Source organism: Antrihabitans spumae (assembly GCF_043944905.1).
Classification (GTDB): domain Bacteria; phylum Actinomycetota; class Actinomycetes; order Mycobacteriales; family Mycobacteriaceae; genus Antrihabitans; species Antrihabitans spumae.
The window spans coordinates 1-14,830 of sequence record NZ_JBIMSN010000029.1 but is presented as its reverse complement, the minus strand read 5'-3'; the positions used below and the strand labels follow the sequence as shown (position 1 = coordinate 14,830).

Sequence of the window (14,830 nt, the reverse complement as noted above, 5' to 3'; positions counted from 1 at the left end):
CGACTCGACGACGCGATGAATACTCCGAACCGGACATAACCACCAGCCTGTTCACCTCCCGTTCATCGAACTGGGACCAGCTGTCCACCACGTGCCTTTACCTTTCTCGATGGGCGGCGTCACGCTGCCTGGTGCCGGGTTTGCTCCGGCATCCACAACTCGCCGCCCGGCTAGCACTGTCTAGAGAGCGCGGTAGATCGAGATTCCTGGAGGAATTAGGTGAACCGTAAGCGCAGCAGCGTCCTTATCGGACTCGCGGTCGTGGCATTGACCGCAGCCGGATGTGGCGGCGACGACACTAAAGAGGGCGCAACCACCGCATCGTCCAGCGACGTGAAGTGCGAGGGCAAGGACAAGCTCAGTGCTGAGGGTTCCTCGGCACAGAAGAACGCATTCGACCTGTTCAGCGCCGCATACAGCGCCGCATGCTCGGGCAAGTCCGTCGCGTACAACCCGACCGGTTCCGGTGCGGGTCGCGAGCAGTTCCTTTCCAAGAACGTCGACTTCGCAGGTTCCGACTCGGCACTGAGCGAGGAAGAGGCTGTCAAGGCAAAGGAGCGTTGTGCGGGTAACGACGCCTGGAACCTGCCTATCGTCTTCGGACCGGTCGCCCTCGCCTACAACATCAGCGGCGTCGACAACCTGGTTCTGAACGCCGACGTCACCGCGAAGATCTTCACCGGTGCTATCACCACGTGGAACGATCCGGCAATCGCCGCTCTCAACTCGGGAGTGACGCTGCCCGACACGAAGGTCACACCGGTCTACCGGTCGGACAAGTCCGGAACGAGCGAGAACTTCGGTCGCTACCTCGAGACCGCTGCCCCGCAGAGCTGGAACAAGGGCCACGACGGCGCTTGGCAGGGTGGCGCGGGTGAAGGCGCCGAGAAGTCTTCGGGTGTCGCTGAAAAGGTCAAGAGCATCTCGGGTTCGATCACCTACGTCGAGAAGGGCTACGCCGACGACCTCGAGCTCGTCTACGCGCAGATCGACAGCGGCAGCGGCCCGGTCGAGTTGACGGCGGATACGGCTTCCAAGTCGGTCGACGCCGCAAAGTTCGCGGGCGAAGGCAACAACCTGACGCTCGACCTTGCGTCGATCTACGGCTCCAAGGAAGCGGGTAGCTACCCCATCCTGCTCGCCACCTACGAGATCGTGTGCTCCAAGGGCTATGACGCCGAGACCGCTGCGGCAGTCAAAGACTTCCTGACCGTTTCGGTCAACGAAGGCCAGGCCGAACTCGCCGACGTCGGCTACGCGCCGTTGCCGTCGAAGTTCAAAGAGCGCGTGACGACGGCTATCAACGCCATCGCGTGACCCCCTTCGATCGTCCCGCCCGGCGCAGAGCCGGGCGGGGTGGTCGGCCCCGTGTTTTCTCGAACAAGCTAAGAGAGCGAAGATGAGCGACGCACCTCCGCAACCGCGAACGATGCCGTCAGTAGCGGAAGCGACTTCGGCGGCGACGGTGACTGCCAAGCAAGGAAAGGAACCGCCAGTGCCACCGGTCAAAAGCGGCAAGACAGTTGTCCGCCCAGGGGATCGTATTTTCTCCGGCCTGGCTGTCGGCTCGGGAACGTTCATCGTCTTCCTCATCGGCGCTGTGGCGTTCTTCCTGCTGTGGCGAGCGATTCCGTCGCTTCGAAACAACGAGGAGAACTTCCTCACCTTCCGCGGATCGTGGGAGACCGACAACACGGCCGCAATGCATTTCGGCATCTTGGACCTGTTGCAGGTCACCGTGTTCGTCTCGATCATCGCGCTCATCATCGCGATGCCGATTGCACTCGGTATCGCGATCTTCCTCACCGAATACTCGCCGAAGCGCCTTGCAGCGCCGCTGGCGTACGTCATCGACCTTCTCGCTGCGGTGCCGTCGATCGTCTACGGCCTGTGGGGCATCTACGTGCTCGCGCCTGCGATCGCGCCCGTTGCACTGTGGCTCAACGAAAACCTTTCCTGGATACCGATTTTCGCTTACGGCGACATCGACGTCAGGGCGGGCGGAACGATCTTCACCGGCGGCATCGTGCTCGCCGTCATGATCCTTCCGATCATCGCGGCCGTAACGCGCGAGGTCTTCATGCAGACACCGCGTACCAACATCGAAGCGGCGCTCGCACTCGGCGCCACCCGGTGGGAGATGGTCCGGACGACGATCATTCCGTTCGGCAAATCCGGCTATATCAGTGGTTCGATGCTCGGCCTCGGACGTGCGCTCGGTGAAACGATTGCTCTGCTCCTGATCCTCTCCTCGACGCCGGGCTTCTTCGGCTGGTCGGTGTTCGACAGCGGCAAGACGTTCGCAACGCAGATCGCCTCCAGCGCACCCGAGTTCAACAACAACCTCGAAGCGGGCGCCTACATCGCCGCCGGCCTCGTGTTGTTCGTGCTGACGTTCATCGTCAACTCGTTCGCCCGCGCCATCATCGCCGGAAAGAAGGCCTGACCCATGACGACGACACTGGACAAGCCGGTCAAGGACCCGACCTTCCGTCGGACCAGCGCCAAGCGACGGTTCGTCAACTCCACGGCCACCGTGCTGGTGACCCTTGCGGTCCTCATCGCGCTCATCCCGCTGGTCTGGGTGCTGTTCTCGGTTGTGTCACGTGGACTCGATCCGCTGCTCGATCCGGACTGGTGGCAGAAGTCGCAGAACCTGATGACCAACCGCACCGAGGGCGGTGGTGCCTACCACGCGATCATCGGCACCCTGTTCCAAGGCCTGCTGTGCGCGATCATCTCGGTTCCGATCGGTCTGTTCGTAGCGATCTACCTCGTCGAATACTCCAACGGGTCACGGCTCGGCAAAGTCACCACGTTTATGGTCGACATCCTGACGGGTGTTCCCTCGATCGTCGCCGCGCTGTTCATCTACTCGCTGTGGATCACGACCTTCGGTTTCCCGCGATCGGGATTCGCGGTATCGCTCGCCCTTGTGCTGCTGATGATTCCGGTTGTCGTCCGCTCGGCCGAAGAGATGTTGCGCATCGTTCCGCAGGACCTCCGCGAGGCGAGTTATGCACTCGGCGTACCGAAATGGAAGACGATCGCTCGTGTCGTCGTGCCGACGGCACTCTCGGGCATCGTCACCGGCATCATGCTCGCGTTGGCCCGAGTCATGGGCGAGACGGCGCCGCTGCTCGTGCTCGTCGGCTACACGAAGACCGTCAACTTCGACCTGTTCGACGGAGAGATGGCGTCGCTGCCCGGAATGATGGTCGACCAACGCAGCGGCTCGGTCGTCGGCCTCGCCGACGAACGACTCTGGGGTGCGGCGCTGACCCTCATCCTGCTCGTGGCGGTACTGAACATCTTCGCCAAGCTCGTCTCCAAGTTCTTCTCGCCCAAGAGCGTCTGACCAGACGTCCGCCGGACCACAAACCACACCGAAGCAGATCCAGGAGCCAGCCATGGCGAAGCGTATCGACATCAAAGACGTCAACATCTACTACAGCAAGTTCCACGCCGTCGCCGACGTGTCACTTGCCGTGCCGCCGCGCGCGGTGACCGCTTTCATCGGTCCGTCGGGTTGCGGTAAGTCGACCGTCCTGCGGTCGCTCAACCGTATGCACGAGGTCATCCCCGGCGCGTACGTCCAGGGTGCAATCCTGCTCGACGGTGACGACATCTACGGGTCGGGCGTCGATCCCGTGAGCGTTCGCCGGACCATCGGCATGGTGTTCCAGCGCCCGAACCCGTTCCCGACCATGTCCATCAAGGACAACGTGGTGGCCGGCCTGAAGCTGCAGGGCATGCGTAACCGCAAGGAACTCGACCAGATCGCGGAGCGCTCGCTGCGCGGTGCGAACCTGTGGAACGAGGTCAAGGATCGTCTCGACAAGCCGGGAGGCGGCCTCTCCGGCGGTCAGCAGCAGCGACTGTGCATCGCCCGTGCAATCGCCGTCCAGCCCGACGTTCTGCTGATGGACGAGCCGTGCTCGGCGCTCGACCCGATCTCGACCCTGGCCATCGAAGATCTGATCACCGAACTGAAGAAGGACTTCACGATCGTGATCGTCACGCACAACATGCAGCAGGCTGCGCGTGTGAGTGATCAGACCGCCTTCTTCAACCTCGAGGCGACGGGCAAGCCCGGCCGGTTGATCGAGATCGACGACACCGAGAAGATCTTCTCCAACCCGACCCAGAAGGCGACCGAGGACTACATCTCGGGCCGCTTCGGCTGAGTTGGAGATCGTAAGCCCAACGACTGCGAAAGGCCCCAGCGTGACGCTGGGGCCTTTCGTCGTTTCCGATGTCTGCCTCTGCTTCTGACGTCGCCTCGGCAAAAAAGTGCTGCCCCGCATCGACTCGTGGTCGATGCGGGGCAGCGTTGAGCGTGCAGGGTAGCCGAAGCTAGCGAGGCGCGGAGGCGATGCCGTACTCATCGTCGGAATCGGACGGGAGCTTGCCTGTGACGAGGAAGATGACCCGGCGACCGACCTCGACGGCGTGGTCGGCAAAGCGCTCGTAGAAGCGTCCGAGCAGGGTGATGTCGACCGCTGCGGCAACGCCGTGCTTCCATTCGCGGTCCATGAGAACGCTGAAGAGGTGACGGTGCAGGTCGTCCATCGCTTCGTCTTCGTCACGCAGTCGCGCGGCGCGTTCCGGATCGCGGGAGACCAGAACTTCCTGTGCTGCAGCGCCGAGTGCGACGGCGATGCGCCCCATCTCGGCGAAGTAGCCGTTGACCTCTTCGGGCAGAACGTGGTTGGGATGGCGGCGGCGCGCGATCTTCGCGACGTGGAGGGCGAGCGCGCCCATCCGGTCGATGTCGGCAACGATCTGGATTCCGCTCACGACCGAACGGAGATCGGTTGCGACAGGGGCCTGCAGTGCGAGCAATGCAAACGCGCGCTCTTCGGCAGTGGCGCTCAGCTCGGAGATTCGGTCGTATTCGGTGATCACCTGCTCGGACAGAGCAAGGTCGGCTTGGAGGAGCGACTGTGTTGCACGCTCCATCGCGGAGCCGGCAAGGCCGGCCATTTCGCCGAGTAGGTTCGCCAACTCGGCCATTTGTTCGTTATAGGCAACGCGCATGATGGAAAACTTTACTTTGAGTCATGGTCCAAGTGACGAGCACTCGGTGAACGGACGGTGAATAGGTCCCACTCTAGTTCAGGAGCATGAGTCGTCGCCCGCGTTCGTAACGTCGAGGTCAGCGGGTAGAACAGGTGCCGACGAACTGGATGGTTGGGTCGCGACGCTGGTGAGCGGTGAACCACTCGGGGTCGGTGCGTTGATAGATCCCGCGAACTCGGACCCGATGACAACTTCGACGATGCTGCCGAGGCCCGCTGTTTCCTCGAGGACCGCTCCCGGCACCGCGGATGCGACCGTCGCGGCATCGCTCTCGTGGCCCGCCGAATACCGGATGACCGAGGACGTGGACGTGCCGCTGTAATTGCCGACGCTGTAGATGCCGAAACCGTAGGCGCCGAGGCTGGTCGCCGTCGAGGCTGCCAGCCCGGACATGCCGGACGCGTTGGATATCTGCAGTGTGATTTCGCTGGGTTCGACGGCCAACAGCAGCACCGGAGTGCCCGTCGTCGAGTTGGGCGGCGTCGTCGTGGACGTGCTCGAAGTCGTCGAGTCTTCGCTGTTGGAGCGTTCCTCACCAGGCAGCGGATCGTCGTCGATGATCGACTTGAAGATGGCGTCGATGTCGTCGTCGCGCGGTATCTCGTTGCCCCACTCGGTGGTTCCCGCCGTCGGGATCGTGAGGAACGTGACCGCGCCGGCGTCGACGTTCTGCAGCGAACGACCGAGTGTGACGAGGTCCTTCGTGTTCACCTTCTCGACAAAGGTGTCGCGGGTGAACGCGTTGATGAAGCCGTTGAGCTTGCCTGGATCGAGTAGCACCTTGTTCGACAGCGCCGACCTCAGCAGCGACGACAGGAAGCGCTGCTGACGCTTGATGCGGCCGTAGTCGCCGTTGCCTTCCGATTCGATGTTGCGGGCGCGAACGTAGTTGAGCGCGGTCTTGCCGTCGATCGTCTGTCTGCCGGTTTCGGTCAGAATCGGGCCGAGTTCGTAGTCGTTCAGAGGAAGAGTCGTGCACACCTCGACGCCGCCGACCTCGTTGACCATCGATTCGAAACCGGAGAAATCCATACCGACGAAGTGGCCGATCTTGAGGCCCGACATCTTCTGGATGACCTTGACGAGGCACTTGGGTCCACCGAGCGCGTAGGTGGCGTTGAGCTTGTCGCCGTCCGCGGCAGGGAACGTCTCGTTGGTGTATTTGCCGGTGTCGTTGTCCCAGCCCTGGCAGACGGGTCGTTGGACGTCGAGATCCCGCGGGAAGGAAACAGCCACTACGCGTTCGCGATTCGCCGGAATGTTGACGAGCATGACCGTGTCGGACCGCGCGCCCTCGGCATCTTCCACCGTTCCGGCACCGACCTCGGCGTTCGCGCCCGCGCGGGTGTCGGTGCCGACGATCAGATAGGTCTCGTCGCCGGTTTGGCCGATCGGGTCGACGACGTCGGTCGAATCTTCGTCGAGTGCAGCTACCTGTGCAAATGCGTTGTCCGTCGACCGCAGGTAGGCCCACACGAGACCTGTGAGGGTCAATGCCATCACCGCGACGAGCGCGGTCAGCGTGCGGCCGATGACACGCACCCGTTTGCGTCGGCGTTGTTTGCTCAGCGCGAGGCGGGTGAGCGGCGTGGCGTTCTTGCCCGGCGTACCGACGACAACCGGTCCGGCAGTTGGTGGCGTACCACCGATGATCCGTGCGGAGTCGGAGGCTGGTGCAGCAGCCGGGGGAGTGAAGGGTGGCAGCGGAATCGGTGCCGACTCGGCCACCGGTATGAAGGGCCTCGGCACGTGCGCTGCGGGTGCGGGTGCGGGTGCCGCAGGCTCGGTGCGTCCGGCGGCGGCGGGCTTGGCTACGGGTTTGGCAACGGGCACCTGCGGCGCTCGTTGCGGAGCGGGCCTGCGTTCGGGTGCCGGTTTGTTCGAGGCGCGGTGGGATCCGGTCGAGGGGTCGTTCGTGTCGGTGACTTTGGGGATCGTCTCGGTCGGGTCGTCGATGTCGCCGCGCGACGGTCGTCCGGACACCTTGTCGACGAGATCGGACACCGAAACGGCGTCTTGACGATTTACCCTGCCCGGTGCGGAGCTCTTGTTTTCGCGCTTGAGCGCCGACCACCACGGCCGCTCGTTGGATCCGCGTCGGCGAGTGGAACGGCCACGGGGTGAGTCGGTATCGATCGGCTGGCCGGACTCGTTGAAGTACCGCTCCCAGGGTGCTCGACCGTCAGGCGTGGGGTCGCCTGGCGTCTGGCTGTCACCCACCGATACACCGCGCCTCTCGATTGATCTGTATTGCTCGTCGTCCCGGACGACAGGCAATCGTCCCCGACGATTTCAGCAATGATAGTTACTCGGCGACCGTGGTCCACTCCAGCAACGCGGGTGGCACGAAGTCACGTCCGACTTGTGAAGATCGGATTGCAACCGGCTATTGGCCAGCTACTACATTGTGCTATCCGCCACTGTGCATCAAATCCGCGCCGGCGGGCACCAGACAGTCCTCTGGATCGTCGAGCCAACCCTCGGGTAGCGCAACGTTTCCGGGTGATCCTTGACGTCCACGTGGACCCTCGGCGTCCTTGGGGAACGCGATGGTCGGGTCGAGCTGAGCAAGTAGGTCGTCGAGTTCGGCCAGGCTCGACACGAGTGCGAGTGCAACGCGCAGATCTGATCCCGCTGGGAATCCACGCAGGTACCAGGACACGTGTTTACGCAGCTCACGAAGGCCTTTGTCTTCCCCGTGGTGGTCTGCGAGCAGCTCTGCGTGGCGGGCAACGATGACGGCCACTTCGCCGAGCGTCGGCGGAACCGGTTCGGGTCTGCCCGCGAGTGCGGCGCTCAGCTCCGCGAACAACCACGGCCTGCCGAGGCAACCGCGACCGACGACAACGCCGTCGCAACCGGTCTCCGCCATCATCCTGACCGCGTCGGCAGCGGCGAAGATGTCCCCGTTACCGAGCACTGGGACATCCGTCACATGTTCCTTCAAACGGGCGATCTCGTTCCAATCCGCGGAACCCGAGTACCGCTGAGCCGCGGTCCGCGCATGCAACGCAACGGCGGCGGCACCCTCGGCGGCCGCGATTCGACCCGCGTCGAGATGAGTGTGGTTGGCGTCGTCGATTCCGACGCGGAACTTGACGGTGACAGGGACGTCGGTGCCCTCGGTCGCGCGGACCGCCGCAGCGACGATCCGGCCGAACAGAGTCCGCTTGTAGGGCAGTGCGGCACCGCCGCCCTTGCGGGTGACCTTCGGGACCGGGCAGCCGAAGTTCATGTCGATGTGGTCGGCCATGTTCTCGTCGACGATCATCTTCGCCGCGCGGTAGGTCGTCTCGGGGTCGACCGTGTACAGCTGCAACGAGCGCGGCGTCTCGGTCGGGCCGAAGGTCGTCATGTGCAACGTCGCAGGCTGACGTTCGACGAGCGCACGGGCGGTCACCATCTCGCAGACGTAGAGACCGGACACACTCCCGGCTCGGGCGATCTCGAGCTCACGGCACAGGGTGCGAAACGCGACGTTGGTGATGCCGGCCATCGGTGCGAGCACGACGGGACTTGCGAGCTCGAGCGAGCCGATGCGCAACGGCGTAGCAGGGTTATTCACGGCAACCTCGGAGGTACTAGGGGCTAACGAACTGTGCCCGGCACCGATGGTCGGCGCCGGGCACAGTCGTCAATCGTGTGGGTCAGGATGCGCGCTGTTCGCGCAGCTTCGCCTCGCGGGCAAGCAGGCGGTCGCGCTGCTCTTCGAACTTGCGGACCTGACCTTCCAGCTTCTCGAGGAAGGCTGCGAGGGACTCTCGGGTGTTCTCACCTTCGGCGCTGAAGTCGTTGCGCTCGAAGACGTTCCACTTGCGCAGCACGGGCCAGATGACCTCTTCGAGGTGCTGGCGCAGATCGTAGATCCCGTGCTTGGCCATCAGCACGCCGTTGCGACGGAAGTTCGGCATACCAGCGCCCGGCATCTGGAAGTTCTGCACGATCAGGTTGATCGCGTTGAGCGCCTGGTCCGGTGCAAGATCCATCGCTGCCGCACAGATGTTGCGGTAGAAGATCATGTGCAGGTTCTCGTCGGCCGCGATGCGCTGCAGCATGCGATCGGCGATCGGATCGTTGCAGGCCTTGCCGGTGTTGCGGTGGCTGACGCGAGTCGCGAGCTCCTGGAAGGTCACGTACGCAACCGAGTGCAGCAGACCTGCGTCGACCTCGGCGGGCGAGGCGAATCCGTTGGTCATGTGTTCCATGCGAGCCTGCTCGAGCGCGACGGGATCGACCGAACGGGTGACGACGAGGTAGTCGCGCATCACGATGCCGTGGCGGTTCTCTTCCGCGGTCCAGCGGCCGACCCAGGTACCCCAGGCGCCGTCCATCGAGAAGTTCTCGGCGATCTCACGGTGGTACGAGGGCAGATTGTCCTCGGTCAGCAGGTTTGTGATCATTGCCGCGCGGGCAACCTCGTCGAGATGTGACTGCTCGAGATCCCAGTCGACACCACCCATTGCTGCGAAGTTTCGGCCTTCGTCCCACGGCACGTAGTCGTGGGGATGCCATTCCTTGGCCATGGAGATGTGTCGGTTGACGTTCTCTTCTGCGACGGGTTGCAACTCCGTCAGCAGCTCTAGCTGAGTCAGTTCCCTCGCCATTACTTGCCCCTCATAAATCGCAGATTTCGTACTTCTTGGCCCATGCTGGGCTGGCGCATTTTAGGTCAGCCTACGCGACCGTAGGTCGGTTGTGAAACGCAACCAGCACAGGTCAGCGCTAGTCGCTGGCCCATCGTGCGTGCATTTCACGCACTAGATCGGCGGCCCTGGATCAGCACGCGACGTCCAGTGTACGGCTCCGGCAGCCGCGGCAGAAGTTGCCCGCGGCCGCCGGAAAACGTGTTCGCTACAGGACCGCTATCTCTTGCCTGCGCCGAGCAGTCCACCGAGAACGTCGCCGATCGCGCCGCCGGCGTTACCGCCGAGCAGACCACCGAGGACGCCGCCGAGGCCGCCTGCTGCACCGCCACCGCCGCTCGTTGCGCCCTTGAGCAGTCCGCCGAGCAGATCGCCGAGGGCGCCGCCACCCGTCGCTGCCGGGGCCTGTGCCTGAGCCTGCGGTGCGGCCGCGCTGCCACCGCCGGTGAGTTGCTTGGCGACGTAGGCGAGGACGATCGGAGCGAGGATCGGCAGCAGCTGCTTGATGAGGTCGCCACCTACACCGCCCGGTGCACCGCCGAGAGTGCTGACGACCTGGTTCTGGGTACTTCCGAAGATGTTGCTGACGATCTTGTTGCCGTCGGCGACGTCGACCTTGTCGATGTCGACTCCACCGTCGAGCAGATCGCCGTGCTGGTTGAGTGCCGATTCCAGCGACTCCGCGCCCTTCGGATCCTGAGTGTTCGCCTGCAGTCCGCCGACCAGTGTCGGGACGACGGTCTTGACCGCGTTGGTTGCGGTCTGCTCGTCGACGCCGAGCTGTGCAGCGATCTGACTGATCGGAATCTGAGACATGAGGTCTTCGAGTGATGCCATGCGGGCCCGCCTACTCATGGGCATTTATCGTCAAACGCCCCGTGGCGCTGACAATAATGACCCAAGTTGGTTTGCGGGAGGGTTCCTGGCGTGCGGACTAGGATTGCGCCGAGTTCGCAGTAGTTCGTCCATCGCATATTCATCGCCGGGAGTGCAGAAAAATGTCGGATCTCGATCAGTCGTTCACGCAGGCTCAGGAAGACGTCAAGAAGCTCACGTCCAAGCCGAGCAACGACGACCTGCTCAGCCTCTACTCGTTGTTCAAGCAGGCTTCGAAAGGTGACGTCGACGGCAAGCGTCCCGGTCGGCTGGACATGGTCAACCGCGCGAAGTACGACGCGTGGGACAAGCTGAAGGGCACGAGCACCGACGACGCGAAGCAGCGCTACGTCGACCTCGTCACGCGCTTGCTTGGCTGAAATCTTCGGGGTCTCCGATGACGAATATGGAGCGGCTCGAAGCCATCGCAGCCGAGTTGCCCGAAGCCGTGCGCGTCGACATCGAAGAGTGGGGCGGGCATCCGACGTTTCGGGTGCGCGGCAAGAACTTCGTCTTCAGTGATCTCGATGCCGTCGGATTGTCGTTCAAGTTGACCAAGGACGAGGCCGTGGCGGTGGTCGCGACCGAACCGACGGCCGAGCCGGCAGGCTACGGCTTGGGTCGCCACGGCTGGGTGAATCTCCGCATGGCCGAAGACGCCGACGAGGAACGCTGGGCGCAACTACGCGAGTGGGTCCGGACGTCGTACACCCTCGTCGCGCCACGCAAGCTGGCTCGTGTTGTCGAGGAACAAGATTCGGCCTGACTCGACCGGCGTTGCGAAGAAGATGGTGCCCCCTCTCGGGCTCGAACCGAGGACCTGCGGATTAAAAGTCCGTAGCTCTACCAACTGAGCTAAAGGGGCGCGGTCGGTCAGTTTAACGGAGTCCGCAGCGGGACCGAACAGGACCCGGACGCATTTGGTTTCGCGCCCGAGACAACGCGGCTAGTGTGACGGGGAACACTCTAGCGGGGGCACCTCGGATGGGAAAAACGAATATGAATCCGCTCAAAACGGTCGGCTCGGTTGTCGGAAGACCGATCGGGGCCGTCAACAAGGCACTGACCAAGCCGACGTCGCGCACCACACCTGGTGGCGTCGCCCGCTTCTTCAGCCCGAAGCCGAGTCTGGAAAAAATGCTCAGCGGCCGGATCGTGCTGATCACCGGAGCATCGTCCGGCATCGGCAAGGCAGCAGCGTTGGAGATCGGTGCAGCGGGCGGCACAGTCGTCTTGGTCGCACGCGGCGAGGAGAAATTGCGGGAAACCGCGGACGAGGTAACCGCGCTCGGTGGCACTGCGCACGTGCACCCGTGTGACCTGACCGACCTCCTTGCGATCGATGCGCTTGTGTCCAACGTGCTGGCTCGCTACGGCAAGGTCGACATTCTGGTCAACAACGCGGGTCGCTCGATACGGCGTTCGCTGACGCTGTCCTATGACCGATTCCATGATTTCGAGCGCACGATGCAGTTGAACTACTTCGCGCCGCTGCGGCTGATGCTCGGTTTGCTACCCGGCATGCGGGAACGACAGTTCGGGCAGGTCATCAACATTTCGTCGATCGGTGTGCAGACAAAGGTGCCACGCTTCGCGGCCTACATCGCGTCGAAGGCTGCATTGGATACCGCTTCGGACGCGTTCCAGGCCGAGACGCAGGACGAGGGCGTTCGGTTCACCACTGTGCACATGCCGCTGGTTCGCACGCCGATGATCGCGCCGACCACGCTGTACGACAACTTCCCGACGTTGAGCCCGGAAGAGGCAGGTCACGTGATCTGCGACGCCATTGTCGAGCGGCCGCGTCGCTACAGTCCCGCCTTCGGGCGAGTGGCCTCCCTCGCAGATTCGATCACGCCGGAGATCATGGACATGGTCCGAAACCGTGGCTTCAAGATGTTCGCGGACTCGCAGGCGGCGCAGACGCCTGGGTCGACACCAGAGGCGCCGGCGGAGGAATCGGTCGGTCAGCGGCTGTTCGTCGACATAACTCCGGGAACTCACTGGTAGAAGCTGGAAAATTGCTGGCGGCGCCGTGTCGGAAATTTCCGAGGCGGCGCCGCTTTCTGTTTGGGAACCGGCGCCGTCTCCGGGTGCGATTTGGTTGAAGTGTCGAGTTTCCCGGCGCGCATCCGAGCGTTATTGTCGCTGCGTAACTCGAGCAGGGCGTATCGGGAGGAGCAGTTCCAGGCACAAGAAAGCTCGGGTGCGCACCCCCTGCAGCGCACCCGAGCAGGCAAAACTATACCACTCGGTGTGTTTCGGGTTAATGTTGCAGTTTCGGACCGAATGTAATTGTTTTATAGGCAAAACCAACTTTAAGCTTGTAAGCACACTAACAACGCGACTTCCGTTCGGTTTTGTGGCCGATGGAAAATCGGGGTCGCGCCTGCTTCGGAGGCGATGGGCGCATGGCACGGCAGCAAGAACGGGCGCGCCGTACCCGCGCGGCGATAATAGGGTCGGCCGCTGTCGAGTTCGGCAAGAGCGGGTATGCGGCCGCCTCCCTCAACCGGATTTTAGAGGGCTCGCATGCCACAAAAGGTGCGATGTATTTCCACTTCGATTCCAAGGAAGATCTCGCCCGAGCCGTGATGGAGTCCGCGCTCGAGCGGTACAGGGCGACGACCAGTCGGTGGATGCTTCGAGCTGAGCTCGACCCGTACGAAAGTCTGCACGGCATGAACGACGAAATCGCAATGCGCTTCGAAGCGGACGTCATCGTCCAAGCCGAATTTCGGCTGATCATCGAACCGGAGTTCTACGGGGAGATCGAAGCGAGCGGCGGAACTGTCCTCGGTAAAGCAGCGAACGAGCTCGCGACGCGAGCCGAGAAGGCTGGCCAGCTGCGCGCCGATGCCGACCCGGCAAAGTTCACGCGCGTGCTGTCCGCGGCATTGGCCGGTCAGCGGTATCTGGCGGACCTGCTCGCCGAGCCCGCGCAAATCCGTCCTCGCTTCGAAGAGGCACTCGAAGTGGTGCTCGAGGCAATGGCAACGCCGGAGTGGCTCGCTAAGTGGCGGGCCGTCGGATGGCAGACCTCTGCATCCCCCGAAGACCTCAAATTAGAGGCTTAGCCAGCGGGTTTGGGATTTCGGCAAGTTCTGTCCTAAGCTATCCCAGCTCCCAACGGAACGCCGTTGGAGGTACTGAACCGGAGAAATCCGGCGGGCCCCCTTCGTCTAGCGGCCTAGGACGCCGCCCTTTCAAGGCGGTAGCGCGGGTTCGAATCCCGTAGGGGGTACGTTCGACCGGTTTTGATGTTGTGCCCGAGTTTACGGTGACAGTGAACTCGGAGAAGTTCCGAAGTATTGCAGTACATGTAAGGCCCTGTGGCGCAGTTGGTTAGCGCGCCGCCCTGTCACGGCGGAGGTCGCGGGTTCGAGTCCCGTCAGGGTCGCAATATCGCGAGTCACATCGCAACGCGATTGGCATTGAAGTTCCGGTGCCGTTCGGCCAGGTAGCTCAGTTGGTACGAGCGTCCGCCTGAAAAGCGGAAGGTCGCCGGTTCGATCCCGGCCCTGGCCACCAGTATTTCCGCAGGTCACAGCGTTTCCGCCCGTCGGGCATGATCCTCTAGCCGTTTCCACCCCCCGAAAATGGCTGCATTTGGCCGCATGAAATCCGCTTCCACGGCTCTGACCTTGGGTTTCGTCGTTGCTTCCGGGCGGACGCTCAGTTCAACCTGGCTGCCCAGAAACACGGTGAAGTTTCGCAGTTTCGGGCGATTTGTAGTCTTGCTCGAGGCGGAGGTACAGGGCGGGCGCCCGGAACTCCTTTGGCGACACGGCGTAGGGCGGAAGCATCGGCCCCTTCTCGGCGAGCACTGTCTCGAGGTCGGTGCCTTCGATCAGGCGCATTCAGGCGCGCGACTGACACCCGCAGTACGCTCGGCGCGCACGTTGAGAACCTGCGGACGACCGAAAGGCAGTACAGCTCCTCGGCCGGTCTCTGACGGAGACTGGATGAGCGACTTATCAAGGGTCAGTCGAAATCGGGTTTGCACTGACCGGTGTGGGGTCTTCGGGCTGAGTTTGCACCAGAAGATCGGGCCAGCCTTTTGGCTGACCGGCTCGGTCCGAACCGGCTCCGTCGATCTGGCTGGGGCCGATCCGGCAGCCGTCGAAATCACCTCGGGCAGTGTCCCGTTAGCCGCGGAGGCTTCTCTGTCGTCTGCCATGAGCATGGGACCACTGTGAGCTGATTTCTGCCAGGTGCATGGGACCACC

Annotated in this window: 13 protein-coding genes and 4 tRNA genes; 11 read left to right on the top strand and 6 right to left on the bottom strand. The window is 63.1% G+C overall.

The genetic code is table 11. The features are described 5' to 3' along the window. Positions 1-219: 219 nt before the first annotated feature. The 4 genes from pstS (at position 220) to pstB (ending at position 4,187) form a co-directional block, all read left to right on the top strand. Complete coding sequence (pstS, locus tag ACHIRB_RS07645; RefSeq protein WP_395112472.1) at positions 220-1,317, top strand: phosphate ABC transporter substrate-binding protein PstS; 1,098 nt, start codon at positions 220-222, stop codon at positions 1,315-1,317. 82 nt (positions 1,318-1,399) lie between these two features. After that, positions 1,400-2,446, top strand: coding sequence for a phosphate ABC transporter permease subunit PstC (gene pstC, locus ACHIRB_RS07640; protein ID WP_395112474.1), 1,047 nt, complete (start codon positions 1,400-1,402; stop codon positions 2,444-2,446). Positions 2,447-2,449: 3 nt separating this feature from the next. Next, a complete protein-coding gene (gene pstA / locus ACHIRB_RS07635) occupies positions 2,450-3,358 on the top strand; it encodes a phosphate ABC transporter permease PstA (RefSeq protein WP_395112476.1) in 909 nt (302 codons plus the stop codon). 52 nt (positions 3,359-3,410) lie between these two features. Then, a complete protein-coding gene (gene pstB / locus ACHIRB_RS07630) occupies positions 3,411-4,187 on the top strand; it encodes a phosphate ABC transporter ATP-binding protein PstB (RefSeq protein ID WP_199705240.1) in 777 nt (258 codons plus the stop codon). A 169-nt stretch (positions 4,188-4,356) separates the two neighbouring features. Here the strand turns inward: pstB and phoU are convergent, their stop codons facing one another. The 5 genes from phoU to ACHIRB_RS07605 all read right to left on the bottom strand — a co-directional run bounded on the left by phoU (position 4,357) and on the right by ACHIRB_RS07605 (position 10,562). Further along, positions 4,357-5,040 carry a phosphate signaling complex protein PhoU gene (gene phoU / locus ACHIRB_RS07625; protein WP_395124674.1) on the bottom strand — a complete coding sequence of 228 codons (684 nt, stop codon included), beginning with the start codon at positions 5,038-5,040 and terminating at the stop codon, positions 4,357-4,359. 78 nt (positions 5,041-5,118) lie between these two features. Then, positions 5,119-7,017: an LCP family protein gene (locus ACHIRB_RS07620; protein ID WP_417282117.1), complete on the bottom strand. Its 1,899-nt coding sequence runs from the start codon at positions 7,015-7,017 to the stop codon at positions 5,119-5,121. A gap of 475 nt (positions 7,018-7,492) precedes the next feature. Then, on the bottom strand, positions 7,493-8,647 hold the full coding sequence (gene dusB / locus ACHIRB_RS07615) for a tRNA dihydrouridine synthase DusB (RefSeq protein ID WP_395124676.1): 1,155 nt from the start codon (positions 8,645-8,647) through the stop codon (positions 7,493-7,495). An 82-nt stretch (positions 8,648-8,729) separates the two neighbouring features. After that, entirely contained in the window at positions 8,730-9,686 is a 957-nt protein-coding gene (locus tag ACHIRB_RS07610) for an acyl-ACP desaturase (protein ID WP_395112481.1), read from the bottom strand. A 258-nt stretch (positions 9,687-9,944) separates the two neighbouring features. Then, positions 9,945-10,562, bottom strand: a complete 618-nt coding sequence (locus ACHIRB_RS07605; RefSeq protein WP_395124677.1) for a DUF937 domain-containing protein — start codon at positions 10,560-10,562, stop codon at positions 9,945-9,947. Between the two features lie 161 nt (positions 10,563-10,723). Here ACHIRB_RS07605 and ACHIRB_RS07600 point away from each other — a divergent pair, with 161 nt between their 5' ends. Continuing rightward, on the top strand, positions 10,724-10,981 hold the full coding sequence (locus tag ACHIRB_RS07600; protein WP_199705246.1) for an acyl-CoA-binding protein: 258 nt from the start codon (positions 10,724-10,726) through the stop codon (positions 10,979-10,981). 17 nt (positions 10,982-10,998) lie between these two features. Continuing rightward, positions 10,999-11,367, top strand: a complete 369-nt coding sequence (locus ACHIRB_RS07595) for an MmcQ/YjbR family DNA-binding protein (protein ID WP_395124678.1) — start codon at positions 10,999-11,001, stop codon at positions 11,365-11,367. Between the two features lie 23 nt (positions 11,368-11,390). On the opposite strand, the gene ACHIRB_RS07590 is transcribed toward ACHIRB_RS07595, so the two are convergent. Further along, positions 11,391-11,466, bottom strand: a tRNA-Lys gene (locus tag ACHIRB_RS07590). A gap of 134 nt (positions 11,467-11,600) precedes the next feature. Here ACHIRB_RS07590 and ACHIRB_RS07585 point away from each other — a divergent pair. The 5 genes from ACHIRB_RS07585 to ACHIRB_RS07565 all read left to right on the top strand — a co-directional run bounded on the left by ACHIRB_RS07585 (position 11,601) and on the right by ACHIRB_RS07565 (position 14,132). Further along, entirely contained in the window at positions 11,601-12,611 is a 1,011-nt protein-coding gene (locus tag ACHIRB_RS07585; RefSeq protein WP_395124679.1) for an SDR family NAD(P)-dependent oxidoreductase, read from the top strand. A 401-nt stretch (positions 12,612-13,012) separates the two neighbouring features. Further along, a complete protein-coding gene (locus tag ACHIRB_RS07580; RefSeq protein ID WP_395124680.1) occupies positions 13,013-13,678 on the top strand; it encodes a TetR family transcriptional regulator in 666 nt (221 codons plus the stop codon). Between the two features lie 94 nt (positions 13,679-13,772). Further along, positions 13,773-13,845 (top strand) — tRNA-Glu (locus ACHIRB_RS07575). An 82-nt stretch (positions 13,846-13,927) separates the two neighbouring features. Then, positions 13,928-14,001, top strand: a tRNA-Asp gene (locus ACHIRB_RS07570). A gap of 54 nt (positions 14,002-14,055) precedes the next feature. After that, positions 14,056-14,132 (top strand) — tRNA-Phe (locus ACHIRB_RS07565). Positions 14,133-14,830: the final 698 nt, after the last annotated feature.